8 protein-coding genes are annotated in these 15,962 nt (G+C 71.7%); 4 read left to right on the forward strand and 4 right to left on the reverse strand.

The features are described from left to right. Positions 1–141: 141 nt before the first annotated feature. From ACF1A5_RS23395 to ACF1A5_RS23405, 3 genes are all read left to right on the forward strand, one after another. On the forward strand, positions 142–3,132 hold the full coding sequence (locus tag ACF1A5_RS23395; RefSeq protein ID WP_392194803.1) for a hypothetical protein: 2,991 nt from the start codon (positions 142–144) through the stop codon (positions 3,130–3,132). A gap of 148 nt (positions 3,133–3,280) precedes the next feature. After that, on the forward strand, positions 3,281–4,501 hold the full coding sequence (locus tag ACF1A5_RS23400) for a thiolase family protein (protein ID WP_392194804.1): 1,221 nt from the start codon (positions 3,281–3,283) through the stop codon (positions 4,499–4,501). Then, positions 4,498–6,627, forward strand: a complete 2,130-nt coding sequence (locus ACF1A5_RS23405) for a 3-hydroxyacyl-CoA dehydrogenase NAD-binding domain-containing protein (protein WP_392194805.1) — start codon at positions 4,498–4,500, stop codon at positions 6,625–6,627. Before ACF1A5_RS23400 ends, ACF1A5_RS23405 begins: the two co-directional genes overlap by 4 nt. 68 nt (positions 6,628–6,695) lie before the next feature. On the opposite strand, the gene ACF1A5_RS23410 is transcribed toward ACF1A5_RS23405, so the two are convergent. From ACF1A5_RS23410 to ACF1A5_RS23425, 4 genes are read right to left on the reverse strand one after another with little or no spacing between them, the layout of a single operon-like run. After that, a complete protein-coding gene (locus tag ACF1A5_RS23410) occupies positions 6,696–8,663 on the reverse strand; it encodes a PIG-L family deacetylase (RefSeq protein ID WP_392194806.1) in 1,968 nt (655 codons plus the stop codon). A gap of 35 nt (positions 8,664–8,698) precedes the next feature. Further along, positions 8,699–11,569, reverse strand: a complete 2,871-nt coding sequence (locus ACF1A5_RS23415) for a stealth conserved region 3 domain-containing protein (protein ID WP_392194807.1) — start codon at positions 11,567–11,569, stop codon at positions 8,699–8,701. Between the two features lie 9 nt (positions 11,570–11,578). Continuing rightward, on the reverse strand, positions 11,579–12,544 hold the full coding sequence (locus ACF1A5_RS23420; protein WP_392194808.1) for a hypothetical protein: 966 nt from the start codon (positions 12,542–12,544) through the stop codon (positions 11,579–11,581). Continuing rightward, the gene (locus ACF1A5_RS23425; protein ID WP_392194809.1) at positions 12,541–14,232 is read right to left on the reverse strand and encodes a stealth family protein; all 1,692 of its coding nucleotides are present in this window, start codon (positions 14,230–14,232) and stop codon (positions 12,541–12,543) included. The genes ACF1A5_RS23420 and ACF1A5_RS23425 overlap by 4 nt, the downstream gene beginning before the upstream one ends. A 617-nt stretch (positions 14,233–14,849) precedes the next feature. Between ACF1A5_RS23425 and ACF1A5_RS23430 the strand changes: the two genes are divergently transcribed. Then, positions 14,850–15,959: an LCP family protein gene (locus tag ACF1A5_RS23430; protein ID WP_392194810.1), complete on the forward strand. Its 1,110-nt coding sequence runs from the start codon at positions 14,850–14,852 to the stop codon at positions 15,957–15,959. Positions 15,960–15,962: the final 3 nt, after the last annotated feature.

Below are 15,962 nucleotides of genomic sequence, written 5' to 3' on the forward strand. Positions count from 1 at the left end.
GCGCCCTCCGGAGCGGCCGGACCCGTGCTCTTTACCGAGGCCGGCCGCAGTCGGCAAGCGTGGGACGGGAAAATCGCCCGTACGAGCCACCCCGCAGCCGGATGACCCGCGCACCGGAACCGCGGGCCGAAAATATGCCCCGTGGGGGGCACCAGAGAATATTTCCAGGATCGGCGCCGGGTCGCGGTACTGCTCGGCGCCCTCGTCCTCGTGTCGGCGCCCTTGTGCGCCTGGGTCGCGTTCAACGGCAGCGCCCTGGCGGGCCGGGCCTCGGCCGCCGCAGGGCTGGCCGCGTCCCTGGCCGCTCTGGGCTTCTCGATCAGGGAGATGTGGCCGGCCCAGCCGCCGGCCGGCCTCGCCGACCACGCCTCGATGCTCGCCCGCGACGTCCTGGACCAGTGGGAGGATGAGGCAGAGGCACGCGGACTTCTGCAGGAGTCGGTCATTCCGCTGGAGTGGTCGGCGACCGCCCGCCCCGTGGCGGACACGGCCGAGTCTGTGGCGGGCGTTCCGGGAGCGCGGTACCGCCTGACGGAACTCGAGGGCCGCCTGCACGGCGACTTCGACCGCGCCGCCCTCCTGCTGGCCCGCGGGTACCGGCGGATCCCCAGCGATCGCCTGGTGGTCCTCGGGGAGCCGGGATCGGGCAAGACCGTGCTGGCGATCATGCTCGTCCTGGGGCTGCTGAGATCACGGACCGACCAGGAGCCCGTGCCGGTCCTGCTCTCCGCCGCCTCCTGGGATCCGCTGGACGAGCCGCTGGACGACTGGATCGTCGGCACCGTGGCCGCGGAGTACTTCCACGGCCACGGCGAGATCCCCCGCGCGCTGCTCTCGCGGGGGAAGCTGCTGCCCGTTCTGGACGGCCTCGACGAGATGCCCGAGCAGGCGCGGCGCGGGGCGGTGTCGGCGATCAACGAGGGCTCCGGGGAACGACAGGGGATCGTCGTCACCTGCCGCTCGGCGGAGTATCAGGACGTGATCGAGGGCGGGGATCCCGTGCTGAGCCGCGCACCGGTCGTGGAGGTGCAGCCGCTCAGCGTGGACACGATGCTGGCCCAGCTGGGCCCGGGTCCGGATCGGTCCCCGCCGAGCGCGGGCATCGCCGCGATCATGGAGCGCCTCGGGTCGGACCCCCGTGGGCCGCTGGCGAAGGCACTGTCCACGCCGCTCATGCTCTCGCTGGCCAGATCCGTCCACCGCGGCGATCCCGGCGTGCCCTCCTCCCTCCTGACCTGCACCAGCCGCCACGGCGCGGAGGACCATCTGCTCGACCGCACCCTCGAGACCGCGTACGCCGACCTCGACCCGCACGGAGCGGAGCAGGCGCGGCACTGGCTGACGCAGCTGGCCCGTCACCTTCACCGCCGGCGGGAGCGGGATCTGAACTGGTGGTCGATGAGCGACCACATGCTGTCGCGGTGGACCGGCCCGTGGATCGGCATCGCCCTGGGTTTCCTCGTGTTGGTCCCTGCCACCGTCGGTTTCTCGTTCGCCGGGAGCGACAGCCTTCCCGACTCGCTCGGTGCCGGTGCGGGGGTCGGCGCGGCCTTCGCGGTGCTCTCGATGATCGTCTGGTTCGCGCTGCCGCAGCAGCCTCCCGGACGGCTCTCCTTCCGCCTGCGCGGGCCGTGGAGCGACATGCTCCGCGGTCTGGCCACGGGGATGCTGCTGACGGCCGTTCCCACTCTGCCCGTCCTGGCGGCGGCCGCGGTCGCCATCTCCGTGTCCGACACCGAGGGGTGGTCGGCGGCCAACGTCTACACGTTCGTCGGCTTCCTGTGGGTGGCGCTCGCCCTAGGCGGCGCCCTGGGCCTGGCGCTGGCCGTCCACAACTGGGTCGACCGCTCCCCCGAGCGCTCCTCCCGGGCCACTCCGGGCGCGAGACTCCGGCAGGACCGCGCCTCCTCCCTCGTCTCCTCCCTGCTGGCCGGAACCGTCCTGGCGGTGACCCTGCTGCCCCTGCTGCTGGTCGCGGCGGCGCTCCATCTGATCGTGGTGTGGACGGTCTCCGGAACCTCGTACCGGCCCTACGGAAGCGCGCTCGACCTCGGCTGGCAGTCGTTCACCGGCAGCGGCTCGACCGGCCTCACCGGGTGGGACGCCGTCATCCTCGGGTCCGTGGGAGCCGCGTTCTCCCTGCTGGTGCTGCTGACCCGGGCATGGCCGCGCTTCTGTCTCGTCCGGTTCGTCCTCGGGGTACGGCGCAAGCTGCCCTTCCGGCTGATGGCCTTCCTCGAGCAGGCACGTGACCGGCAGATTCTGCGCCAGGTGGGAAGCACGTACCAGTTCCGTCACGCCCGGTTGCAGGAGCGGCTGGTCACCCTCTCGGGGACCGCGAACGACCGGCCCGCCGACATGCCGCGGGTCACGGTGCGCCGCCGGTGGCGGACGCTCGGCGGTTCGGCGGTCCTGGCGCTGTTCCTGGCGTTGCTCTGCGCCCTGCTGCCCGCGGACACCTCCCGGGTCACCCTGCCCACCGGCTCGGTCGGCAGCATGGCCTTCACCCCGGACGGCGCGTCCCTGGTCACCGAGGACGAGGGACGGGTGCGGTACTGGGACACGGAAAGCGGCGACGAGACCGGTCCCGCGGTCCTCGCGCCCGCACCGCTCTGCATGGCGCCCATGCGGAGGGAAGGCGGCCACGCCTGTGCCGGCAGCGCGGACGGACGATGGGTGGCGATGCAGGAGACGGGCTCGTCGATCACCGTCCGGGACACTGTCGCCGGGACGACGACGTCCACGCTGACCGGGGTCTTCTTCGCTGTCGCGATGGCCGTGAACGCCCAGGGAACGCGGCTGACCACGGTCGAAACCCGCTTCGACCCGGCCGGAGCCGAGGCTCGGGTCACCAGATGGGACATCACCCGGCGGCAGGGACACCCGGCGTTCCGACGGCTTCTCCGGCTGACCGCCCCACCCCGCTTCCTCGCACTCAGCGACGACGGCACCCGGCTGGCCGTCGCCCACGGTGAGAGCGCGCAGGTCTGGGACCTCTCCTCGGGTGAGGTCGTCAGCCCCTCCCCGAGCGGGCCCACCAGCAAGGTCGAGGCGCTGGCGCTCAGCCCGGCCGGGAGATCCCTCGCCGTGGCCTGCGCCGACGGCACCACCCGGATCTGGAGTCTCCCGTGACGTCGGGGCCACCCGCGCGGGTGTGACGTTCACCGCTCCCCCCGGCAGGACTGGGCAGCTACGTTACCCACAAGTAGCATGGGCCTGAGCGCGCGCTCAGTGCTGCGCGTCGCAGCAGTGCCATCCCGCACCCTGGAGGAGAGCCATCGTGCCTCGTACCGTCAGGGACGTCGTCTTCGTAGACGGCGTCCGCACCCCGTTCGGCAAGGCGGGCCCGAAGGGCATCTACCACGAGACCCGCGCCGACGACCTCGTCGTGAAGGCGATCCGGGAGCTGCTGCGCCGCCACCCCGGCCTCGACCCGAAGAAGATCGACGAGGTCGCCGTCGCCGCGACCACGCAGATCGGCGACCAGGGCCTGACCCTCGGCCGCACCGCCGGCATCCTCGCGGGCCTGCCCACCTCGGTCCCCGGTTACTCGATCGACCGCATGTGCGCGGGCGCGCTGACCGCCGTCACCTCCGTCTCCGGCTCCATCGCGTTCGGCGCGTACGACGTCGCCGTCGCGGGCGGTGTCGAGCACATGGGCCGCCACCCGATGGGCGAGGGCGTGGACCCGAACCCGCGGTTCGTGAGCGAGAAGCTGGTCGACCAGTCCGCCCTGTTCATGGGCATGACGGCGGAGAACCTGCACGACCGCTACCCGCAGATCACCAAGCTGCGCGCCGACGAGTACGCGGTGCGCTCGCAGGAGAAGGCCGCCAAGGCGTACGCCAACGGCAAGATCCAGCAGGACCTGGTGCCGGTCTCCGTGCGCCGCACCACCCCCGAGGCCGGCGAGACCGGCTGGGGCCTGGTCACCGCCGACGAGCCGATGCGCCCGGGCACGACCCTGGAGAACCTGTCCGGGCTCAAGACCCCGTTCCGCGTGCACGGCCGGGTCACCGCGGGCAACGCGGCCGGTCTGAACGACGGCGCCACCGCCTCGCTCATCGCGTCCGAGGACTTCGCCCGCGAGAACGGCCTGCCGGTCAAGATGCGCCTGGTCTCCTACGCCTTCGCCGGCGTGGAGCCGGAGGTCATGGGCTACGGCCCGATCCCGGCGACGGAGAAGGCCCTCGCGCAGGCAGGGCTGTCCATCTCCGACATCGGCCTGTTCGAGATCAACGAGGCCTTCGCCGTCCAGGTCCTGGCCTTCCTCGACCACTACGGCATCGCGGACGACGACGAGCGCGTCAACCAGTACGGCGGCGCGATCGCCTTCGGCCACCCGCTGGCCTCCTCCGGCGTCCGTCTGATGACGCAGCTGGCCCGCCAGTTCGAGGAGCAGCCGCAGGTCCGCTACGGCCTGACCACCATGTGCGTCGGCTTCGGCATGGGCGCGACGGTCATCTGGGAGAACCCGCACTTCGACGGAGGCGACAAGTGAGCACCACCGCTGAACTCCTGAAGGGCGCGGCCGAGCTGTTCCCGGACGAGGTCGTCACGCAGGCGCACGTACGCCACTTCGACCTGCCGCTGGGTGCGGGCCGCTTCGCCCTGATCACCCTGGACAACGGCTTCGACCACACCAAGCCGACCACCTTCGGCCCGCAGTCGCTCGCGAACCTGAACACCGCGATCGACCAGGTCGAGAAGGAGGCCGCGGACGGCGAGATCGTCGGCGCGGGCGTCACCGGCAAGCCGTTCATCTTCGCGGTCGGCGCCGACCTCAAGGGCGTCGAGCTGCTGAAGCGGCACGAGGACGCGCTGGCCATCGGCAAGGGCGGCCACGAGGTCTTCAAGCGGCTGTCGAAGCTGGCCGTGCCGACCTTCGCGTACTACAACGGCGCGGCGATGGGCGGCGGTGTCGAGGTCGGTCTGCACTGCACCTACCGCACGGTGTCCGCGGCCCTCCCGGCGTTCTCCCTGCCGGAGGTCTTCCTGGGCCTGGTCCCGGGCTGGGGCGGCTGCACCCTGCTGCCGAACCTGATCGGCGCCGACAGGGCCGTCTCGGTCGTCATCGAGAACTCGCTCAACCAGAACAAGCAGCTCAAGGGCAAGCAGGTCTACGAACTGGGCATCGCCGACGCCCTGTTCGAGGGCGCCGACTTCCTGGAGCAGTCGCTGATCTGGACGGCCGCCGTTCTCAAGGGTGAGATCGTCGTCGACCGCCCGGTGATCGACCGCGGCGAGGCCTGGGACCAGGCCGTCGCCAAGGGCCGCTTCATCGCGGACGGCAAGGTGCACGGCGCGGCCCCGGCCGCCTACCGCGCCCTGGACATCATCGCCGCCGCCAAGAACGGCGACCTGCAGCAGGGTTACGACGCCGAGGACAAGGCCCTCGCCGACCTCATCATGGGCGGCGAACTGCGCTCCGGCATCTACGCGTTCAACCTCGTGCAGAAGCGCGGCAAGCGCCCGGCCGGCGCTCCGGACAAGAGCCTGGCCCGCCCGGTCACCAAGGTCGGTGTCGTCGGCGCCGGTCTGATGGCCTCGCAGCTGGCCCTGCTCTTCCTGCGCCGCCTCGAGGTGCCCGTCGTGCTGACGGACATCGACCAGGAGCGCATCGACAAGGGTGTGGGCTACGTCCACGCCGAGATCGACAAGCTGCTCGGCAAGGGCCGGATCAACCAGGACAAGGCCAACCGCCTCAAGGCGCTGGTCACCGGTGTCCTGGACAAGGCCGAGGGCTTCGCGGACGCGGACTTCGTCATCGAGGCCGTGTTCGAGGAGATGGGCGTCAAGCAGAAGGTGTTCGCGGAGGTCGAGGCGGTCGCCCCGGCGCACGCGATCCTCGCCACCAACACCTCCTCCCTGTCGGTGTCGGAGATGGCCTCGAAGCTGAAGCACCCCGAGCGGGTCGTCGGCTTCCACTTCTTCAACCCGGTCGCCGTCCTCCCGCTCCTGGAGATCGTCCGGGGCGAGCAGACCGACGACGCCTCGCTGGCCACGGCGTTCGGTGTGGCCAAGAAGCTGAAGAAGACCGCGGTTCTGGTCAAGGACGCCCCGGCGTTCGTCGTGAACCGCATCCTGACCCGCTTCATGGGCGAGATCCAGAACGTCATCGACGAGGGCACCCCGGTCGAGGTCGCGGAGAAGGCGATCGAGCCGCTGGGCCTGCCGATGTCCCCGCTGGTCCTGCTCGAACTGGTCGGGCCGGCGATCGGCCTGCACGTCTCGGAGACCCTCAACCGGGCCTTCCCGGAGCGCTTCACGGTCTCCCCGAACCTGAAGGCGGTCGTCGAGGCGGGCAAGCGCGGGTTCTACGTCTACGACAGCGGCAAGCCCGAGCTGGACCCGGAGGTCGCCGCGCTCCTGAAGCAGGGCGACACCGTCCTGACGGAGGAGCAGGTCCGCGCCCGTGTCCTGGACGCGGTGGCGCAGGAGATCGGCCTGATGCTCGACGAGGGCGTCGTCGCCGAGGCCCAGGACATCGACCTCTGCCTGATCACGGGCGCCGGCTGGCCCTTCCACCTGGGCGGCATCACGCCGTACCTGGACCGCGAGGGCGTCTCGGAGCGCGTGAACGGCAAGAGGTTCCTGGCTCCGGGCGTGGCGTCGGTTCCCGCCTAGGCGTCGCCCGAACGGCACGGGGCCCCCGCCGCGCGGCGGGGGCCCCGTGCCGTTCGCGGTACGGCCTCTCAGCCCAGGGCCTGCCACGGGCCGAACCCGACCGAGCCGCGGCCGGCCTGGCGGGCGACGGCCGGACGGCCGTCCGCACCCAGCACCGCGATCACGGCGCGCCCGAACACGTCGAAGGCCGCGGCGGGGGCATACGCCGACAGACCGCCGAGGTCGTCGGTGGGCAGTTCCTGCCAGGGGTGGTCGCCGGGCAGGAAGCGGTAGGCGATGCCGCCCAGATCGCTGCGGGTGGCCACCAGCGTCCCGGTCTCCGGGTCGTCCCCCGGGGCACAGCAGACCGCGCCGAAGCCGCCCCGTCCGCCGATCGACACGGCCGGCCTGGCCCATCGGCCGCCCCGCGTGTCCTCCTCGGCCATGAGCAGCCGTCCCGTGTCGGGCTGCCGGTAGACGGTCATGACCCGGCCGTCCGGCTGCACGACGGCCGCGGCGGGTGAGGCCGGGACCGTGAGCCGGAAGCGGGGGGCGCGTTTCAGCGGCTCGAGGTGGGAGCTCTGTGCCCAGTGGAAGACCCCTTCCCGGCTGGCGGCGAAGACCTCCGCCCTTCCGTTCGGCGCGGTCAGGGCCGTGATGCCCTCCTGCAGTTCGTGGCCGCGCAGGTCGGTCCATCGGCTCCAGGTGCCGTCCGTCTCCCGGACCCGGGTGTGCAGGCCCTGTCCGCCGTTGCGCACGAAGAGGTGCAGCCGTCCCATGGCGTCACGGGTGACGGCCGGAGCACCGAGGTGCCGGTCCCGCTCGGGGATCCCCGCGGAGGGGTTGCCGAGGATGACCCAGCCGGTGAACGCCCCGTCCGGCTGGGCCTGTTCGAGCAGGACGATCTCCCGCCGGTGCGTGTGGTCCGGGCCCAGGTGCGACATGCGCCTTGCGAAGAGCTGCCAGCGGCCGTCCGGCGTCAGGCTCACCGCCAGTCCCGGTGAGAGCGGCCCGCCGCCGAGGAAGAACGGTCCGCGCCACCGGTCGCTGCCCGGCTGCGTCTCCAGCCACGCCGCTGCCTGCTGGTCGACCACGGCGAACGCCGTCAGACGGCCCCGCGCGTCGCGCCCGAGCCGGATCCCGCCCGGATCGCGCGGGGTGGTGCTCTGCACCCATCCCGTGCCGCGTGCGCTCAGGCCGACCGCGTAGTCGCCGCTGCCGGCCGGATCGCCGCAGTCGTACCCGTCCGCCGCACCGTAGACGTTGAGGAAGTACTCCTTGAGCGAGACGGCCCGCGGACCCAGTGAGTGCGGCCACCGTTCGTTGGAGTAGCCGCGGAAGGCCTCCACCACGAACGTGCGGTCCTCGCCGGGGCCCCGGTAGCGGTCCAGCGCGACCCACGAGAAGAGGCCGGCCGCGGTGTGGTCGCTGTGGTCCGCCAGATCGCCGAAGTCGTGGTGCTGCGGGAACCGTTCGTCGTGGACGAGCCGGTCCGGGTCCGGGTCCATGGTGCGCACCAGGGTCGGCCGGACGAGGCCGAGGATCTGGACCAGCGTGTCCACCAGCCCGGAACGCGTGTACCAGTACTGCTCGTCGACCAGTCCGCCGCTCACCCGCAGGGTGGGGACCCGCTCGGCCTCCTCCTGCCAGAGCACGTGCAGGCTGCGCGGCGGGCCCTCGGGGGTGCCGTGCTGCCGGATGTTGAGGAAGACCAGCCTCACCCAGGGCGCCTCGGCCAGGGAGTAGACCTCGGCGACGGCGCCGCCCGCGGTGGCCAGGGTGGAGGGCGTCCAGGCGGCCGTGCGGTCGCCGAGCGCCATGGCACCGTACGCGGCCCTGATGCCGTTCTGCCGCGCCTTCCCGTAGGCCTCGCGGTCCTCGGCGGGCGGCGACACCTGCCAGGGGCGCGGGTTGCGTCCGTAGGCGTCGCCGCTGGTCAGATAGACCGTCGTGGTGGGTGTGCCCGCCTTGATCGCCTGGAACGTCGCCGGGTTCATGAAGTACAGGTCGTCGTCGGGGTGCGCCACGATCTGCAGCACGGAGGCGGGGCTGGACACGCTGGGTTTTCTCCCGTCGGCCGGGTCGGAGTGGGTCACAGCGGCCATCCGGGCAGATAGCCGGAGTGGGCGCGCCGGTTGCGCAGGGACCCCGTCTCGAACTGGCTCGCGACCGGGAAGTAGCTCGGCAGGAACGCCGCGAGGATCGCGTCCTGCTCCTCCTCCGGTACATCGCCGTCGTGGAAGTCGTTGAGGCAGAACACGTCGTGGGGACGCGCCGTCAGGATCCGGTTGAGCCGCGGCCCGTGCTCGGCCAGTCCGACGTTGACGAATCCGCAGGAGATGCTGCCGGGTGCGCTGCGCGAGGTGTGGAAGCCGTAGTAGTGGTGCAGCGACGAGGCGACCGAGACGTCGCTGTGGCTGCGCAGCTGGTTGCGCGCGGTGGCCTTCATCGCCGGCCCGTACTCGCGCTCGATGTCGGCGAGCACGCTGCGCCGCAGCGGGTGGGGCGCGTGCAGGAACGAGTGCACCAGCGTCTGCCCGAAGGACCGCTCGATCAGGGCCCGGTTGTTCTTCGCGGCACTGATGTTGAACTCGTCCTCGTGGGACGGCGGGGACATCGCCACGGACGTGGGCGACATGAAGTGCTTCGCCTGTCCGTTGCCGAGGAAGAACATGCCGGGCTGGACCGTGCGTCCGAGGAAGACGTCGTCGTTGAAGTAGAGGAAGTGCTCGGCGAGCCCCTCGATGTGGTGCAACTGGCTCTCGATGGCGTGCGAGTTGTACGTCGGCAGCGCCCCGCGGTCGCCGAAGATCTCCGTGTGGTCGACGACCCGCACCCGTGGATGGGACTGGTCCAGCCAGGTCGGGACCTGTCGGTCGGTGACGATGTAGATGTTCCGGATCCACGGGGCGTACATGTCGATCGAGCGCAGGGAGTAGCGCAGTTCGTCCCGGTCGCGGAAGCGGGCCGCGCTCGTGGCCGCGTCCTGGGTCTCCATCCCCCGGGCGGCGAGGAACTCGTTCTTCCGCTCCAGCCAGGCCACGTCGGCGCCGTTCACCCAGGTGTAGACCGCGTCCACGGGAAAGTCGACGTCGCCGTGGAGCACCTGTCCGAAGGCCACGATCGTGGGGTAGCGGCGATCGCCCAGGGTGATCGTGCTGCGCCGCATGGCGCTGTGCGGGACCCGGTCGCCGATCAGCGTGCGGACCGGGGCCCTGAGGTGGTCCTCGTCGTCCGGTTCGTCGTCCCAGAAGGTGATGGTGCAGCCGTAGATCGCGCCGAGGCGCAGGGTCCGCGACGGGGACACGACGCTCTGGTGGACGCGGATGCCCGAGGACGGGGTGCCGGAGTAGTCGCCGACCAGGCCGGCGAGAACGGTGGCGACCGTCTTCTGTCCCTCGTTGAGGACGGAGGCGTAGACGGCCTCGTCCGCGTAGCGGTCGGCGAGCGCCTTGAAGACGGCCTCGCGGTACACACCGTGGACGGCGACCGAGTGCCGCACCATGTGGTCGCGTACGACCAGGTACGGGATGCCCGCGCCCTCCAGGGCTCCCGCGGCCAGCGCGAGGTTCGCCTGGACCACGTCCCACGGCGACTCCCACTCCATCAGCCGGCACACCTGACCGCCGTCGTGGACCAGCTCGCGCCTCGCCAGCAGGCGCTGCTCCAGCGCACGCTGGCCGCGGGAGCGGACCGAGCCGGGAGGGGCGGGCGCGGCGGCCGGCACGCTGCCGCCGGGGCCGCTGAGGTGGGCGTGCACCGCCCGTCGTTCCGCCTTCACCGCGTCGCGGCGCCCGCTGTCGCGCTCCGCCACGAGCTCGTGGAACATCCGCTCCCAGTGGGAGGTCACCACCGCGGGCGAGAAGCGGCCGGCGGCGGCGAGCGCCGCGGCGCCCATCCGGTGGCGCAGTTCCGCGTCCTCGATCAGCAGCAGCAGTGCGGAGGTCAGGGCGTCGATGTCGCCGGGAGGCACCAGAACGCCGGTCTGCCCGTCGATCACCACTTCGCGCGGGCCGTTGGGCGCGTCGTAGGAGACGACGGGGACGCCCGCCGCCTGCGCCTCCGCGAGCACCAGCCCGAAGGCCTCGTTGCGCGAGGTGAGCAGGGCGACACTGGCCTTGGCCCACTCCTCCGCGAGATGGGGCGAGTTGCCGTTGAGCTGCACGCAGTCGTGCAGTCCGAGCATGTCCATCTGCCGGCGCAGGGCGCCGCTGAGCGGTCCGTCCCCGAACACGCGCAGCTGCCAGTCGGGGTGGCGGGGTGCCACCTTGGCCCAGGCGGTGAGGGCGTGGTCGATCTGCTTCTCCGCGACCAGCCGCCCGGCGATGACGACGGTGCGGGTCTCGAGGGTCGACCGGGGCCGGAAGCCGCTCGGCAGGGCGTTCGGCACCACCGCGAGACGGGGAGCGGCCTCCTGGAGGGTCTCGGCGAACCACTCCCGGGTCCGCTCGCTCAGTACGGCCAGCGCGTCCAGCCGGGAGGCGTACCGCAGCAGCGGTTCACCGCTCGTGCCGCGCAGTTCGGAGACCCGGTGCTCCTGGTGGACGGTGATCACCCGCGCGGGGGCGAGCCGGACCGCCAGCGCCATCAGCGCGGGAGTCGTGGTGACCAGGACGTCGGTGTCGGTCTCCTGGAGGGCGAGTTCGAGCTCGAGGTCGGTGAGCCGGCTGAACGCCGACTCCCAGGACCGGTCGACGATCTCGCTCGGCCGGCCGGCCAGGCCGGACCACACCGCGTCGCCCACGGTGCTGGGGCGCAGCGGCCGGGGAGCGTCGCCGGTGAGGTCGACCAGGTACTCGACCCGCACTCGCTCGTCGGGCGCGAAGAACTGCGCGGGCTTGCTCTTGAAAACGCTGAGTACGCGGACCTCGTGCCGGGCGGCGAGTTCGGACGCCTGGTTGAAGACGGCCCGCTCGGTGCCGCCGACGGCGTCCGCCGTGGTCAGCAGGAATGTGATCTTCACTTCTCGGGTTCAGTCTGCCTCGGGCATGCGCGTACAGGTGACACGGAGGTTCCCTGCGGGGGTGTAGCGCGGTTGGACGATCATCGGGGTGCGGCCGATCGGGGCCATGGCCATGCTGCGCATCGCGAAGACCCGCCGCGGGTTGCGGACGTCGTGCAGGCGCCGGCCCAGCCGTAGCGACGGCCCGGCCTCCTGGCACAGCACGACGTCCCAGTGCTCCGGCCTGGAGGACCGCGGCTCCATCCGGTCCAGCGGGACCACGGTCCGGAAGGCGTCCTGGCCCAGCACGTGGGCGGGCTGCCGGATCCGGCGCCCGGCGGCGACGAACTCGACCCATGGCGCGTGCGCCGCTGTGCCCAGGACCCGGAAGTCCACGGTGACCCCGGAGTGCGCCATGTGCACCTTGGACACCTCGACGGCCGGCCGCGGGGCCGAGCTGACGATCCGGGCCGTGCCCGTGACGGTGCGGCCGACGCGGTGGCGTGCGCCGGTGACCGGGGAGGCCGCCATGGGCTTGGTGGGGCCCTCGTAGGGAACCTGCGGTTCCAGGAGCAGCAGCGCGAGGGACCGCGACCGGCGCCCCGTGTACGTCCGCAGCCGGAGCTTCCACCTTCCGGCCCCGGCGGGCACGCCGCCGACCTCCGCTCCCATCAGGATCGCGGCGTCCATGAGGAGTTCACCGCGCGGGCCCCGGTACACCTGCGCCGGGACGTGATGCCGTTCGCGGCGCCGGCGGAGCACGACCTCCGAGCGGTCGGGAAGCGGGACGGAGGGGGGCAGCACGGCGTGCAGGTTCACCGTCTGGCCGTCGAGGACGGCCGAGTAACGGAGTCGTGCGGTGCGGTTCTTCCGCAGCGGCACGAACACGCGCAGCATCAGCCGGAGGCGCAGCGCGCTCAGGAGGGCGCGCGGTCCGCGCCGTTCGTTGCCGGCCCTGCCGGACCCGGTGGCAGGGCCGGACGTAGAAGTGGTCATGCGCGGACGCCGCCCAACTCCGCGACCGGCGCGGTCCGCGGTGCGCGGATGCCGGTGGGGCGCTCGTAGGGGCCGGGCACCGGGAAGTAGGCGTCCAGGAAGTTCGCGACCATACGGTCCTGGGCCACGGGGTCGGCGGCCGGCACGGTGTCGTTCATGCAGAAGGTGTCGTAGTTGCGCCGGGCCAGCAGCCCGTCGAGCCGGCGCTGGGCCAGGTCGTCCGCCAGATCGACGTACGCGTACCGGATGTCCCCGACCGTCGCCCGCGCCGAGTGGTACGCGTAGTAGTGGTACAGCGAGGAGACGATCGGGACGTCGTGCGGCGAGCGGAAGCGGGAGTGCTGGGTGGTCCGGTGCGAGTGGGCGTAGACCTGCTCGATCTCCGTCAGGACGCTGCGGCGCAGCGCGTGCGGGGTGTGCTTCATCTTCTGGGAGATGACGGTGCCGAACTGCTGGGCGATGAGCCCCCGGCTGTTCTTGCCCGCGGCGTTGACCGGCAGGTCGGCGGAGTCGGCGCGGCCCGACGGGATCAGCGCGTTCGAACGGAAGGACTTGGACAGCCCGTTGGGGTGGAAGAACGTCCCGGGCTGCACGGGGCGGCCGAGGAAGACGTCGTCGTTCAGGTAGAGGAAGTGCTCGGAGAGCTCCGGGATGTGGTGCAACTGACTCTCGATGGCATGGGAGTTGAACGTCGGAAGCGCGTCCGGGTCCGAGAAGATCTCGCGGTGGTCGACCACTCTGATCCCGGGGAAGTCGGTGTCGAGCCAGGACGGCACATGCCCTGCGGTGACCAGGAAGATCGTGCGGACCCAGGGCGCGTACTGGTGGATCGACCGCAGCGAGTACCGCAGTTCGTCGCGGCTGGTGTAGCGGGAGTCGTTCGCCGCCTGCTCGTGCAGGGCGTGCTCACCGGTGCCCCGCTCCAGCACCCGCTGTGTCGCCTCCTTGCGGGCGCGCCATCGCGGGTCGGAGTCGTCCACCCAGGTGTACACCACGTCGATCGGGAAGGGATGGTCGTCGGGCAGGGCGGCGACGAACTCCGGCAGCGTGCGGGCCTGGCCGGTGGTGTACATGACCGGCACCTCACTGAACCGTTTCTGCTGGGCCCAGCAGCGGCCCGCGCCCACCGGGACCTCGCTCACCACGCGGTTCGGGCGGGGCGCGACGAGCCACCCCTCCCGCTCGGTCCAGAACTCGATGTCACAGCCGGATTCCCGGCCGAAGACCAGGTTGCCGGTGGGGTCGCAGACGTTCCACGCGAGGCGCAGGACGCGTTGCGCCCGCAGGGCACGCCAGGTCGCCGCCGAGGCGCCCGGCCGCATCTGGCCGCGGAAGGCGCTGCCGACGTAGGCGGGATTGTGCTCGCAGACGATCCGCAGGACCTCCTCCACGTCGGTCCGCAGGCGCTCCGGTACGGCCACGCAGGGATTCACCGACGCGGTGCCGCGCACGCAGAAGTGGTCGATGCCGGCCTCTTCCAGCAGTGCCACCAGGATGTGCAGGTTCCGCGCCCGAGCGGCCCAGGCGGTGATCCCGGGCACCTCGACGGCCCGGCGGTGCCTGCCGTCGACGCGCACGACCCGGATCGGCCCGGTGGAGGCGTGTCCGGCGCCGTCGCGGCGCCGGTCGTCGAGCGCCCGGACGACCAGGGCGGATCGCGCGGCGTCGGCGACGGTCAACGAACGCATCACCGCGGTCCGCAGCGGGCGGGGCACCCGCCGGACGATCTGACGCCGAGCCCCTACGGGCACCAGAGAGCGATAGCCCGACACGAGCGCGCTCGCCTCGGGATTGTGCAGGCTCACCTGACTTCCGCCCCGTCCACGGATGCGGCTGTCATGCCGCCGCCCTCCCCCCGGGCCGACGCACGCAGGAACACAGCCTCCCCCTTATTTCCCACCGGTCGAGGCCTGGTGGGCAACGGCGGTCACGCGCCCCCGTGCCCCCGGCTCGAAATGGGCGACCGCGTATCACGTGCCGGCGACGGTGCCGACACCATTACCTTCACGACAATAGTTTAAGCTTCATATGTACACGGCATCATCACTGGTCGTTCACATTACTGTCAACTACACGCACGCGCAGGCGAGATCGCGCTCCGATGTGACGGGCAGCCGGAACCCCGGCGAGCGGTGGATTACGCCCACAACCCGTACAGGGCCCCACATTCGGTCTATAGTTCGAGCTCAGCGCGGCGCTCGGCGTCGTGCGGGCCCGGTCTCCCCCCACTCGTGCCCCTGCCCCACGTACGGACCAAGACAGCGAGCCGGCGAGTGACAGAACGAGTGACAGAGAGGACCGAGGCATGACGCAGGCCCCCGCGGAGACGGACACCGACAGACCCAGGGACGAGGACGCAGCGGCGGACGGCACGGAGGGCGGGTCGCCGCGCCGGCGCCGGCGGGTGTGGCGCCGGATCGCCCTCGGCGCCCTCGTGCTGCTGCTCGCCACCGGCGGCACCGCCTACTGGCTCTACCGCGATCTCGACTCCAACATCAAGGGCGTGGACCTCGACCGGGCCATCGGCGACGACCGGCCGCAGAAGCTGCCGACGTCGGGTCAGAACCTCCTGGTGCTGGGCTCCGACTCGCGGGCCGGGGCGAACGCGGCGCTGGACGCGGGCAGGGTGTCCGGAGCGCGCTCCGACACCGCCCTGGTGATCCACATACCCGAGGGCCGCAGCAGGGCCGTCGCGGTCAGCATCCCGCGCGACACCCTGGTGACCCGCCCCGAGTGCGCCACCTCCGACGGCAGGACGCTGCCCCCGGCGAAGCGCGTCATGTTCAACTCCGTCTACTCACTGGCCGGTCCGGCCTGCACGGTGAAGACGGTGGAGAAGATGTCCGGGATCCGCATGGACCACTACGTCGAGATCGACTTCGCCGGCTTCAAGGAACTGGTGGACGCGATAGGCGGGGTGACCGTCACCCTCGACGAGCCGATCGACGGCCGCAAGGGCGGTCTGCGGCTCGGGGCGGGCACCCACCGGCTCGACGGGACCCAGTCGCTGAAGTTCGTGCGGACCCGCTACGGCTACGGCGACGGCAGCGACCTGGGCCGCATCACCCTGCAGCAGAAGTTCCTGACCGCGCTCCTCTCCGAGATCAAGAAGCAGGACCTGCTGGGCAGCCCCGCCAAGACCTACGAGATCGCCGACAGCCTCACCCAGGCGCTCACCACCGACTCCGACCTCGCCTCCCTCAGCAGGCTGGCGGAGTTCGGCCGCAGCCTCAACGGCATCGACCCGGCCACCTTGGACACCATCATGCTGCCGGTGAAGTACGACGTCCGGGACCCCAACCGCGTGGTGGCCGCGCAGCCTCAGTCCGACGTGCTGTGGCAGGCCCTGCGCAAGGACCGGCCCGTTCCCGAGTCGGCGCGGAAGTCGCCCGCCCACGGCGCCACGGCGTCCTGAGGG

It is taken from the genome of Streptomyces sp. NPDC014864, assembly GCF_043081525.1.
GTDB lineage: Bacteria > Actinomycetota > Actinomycetes > Streptomycetales > Streptomycetaceae > Streptomyces.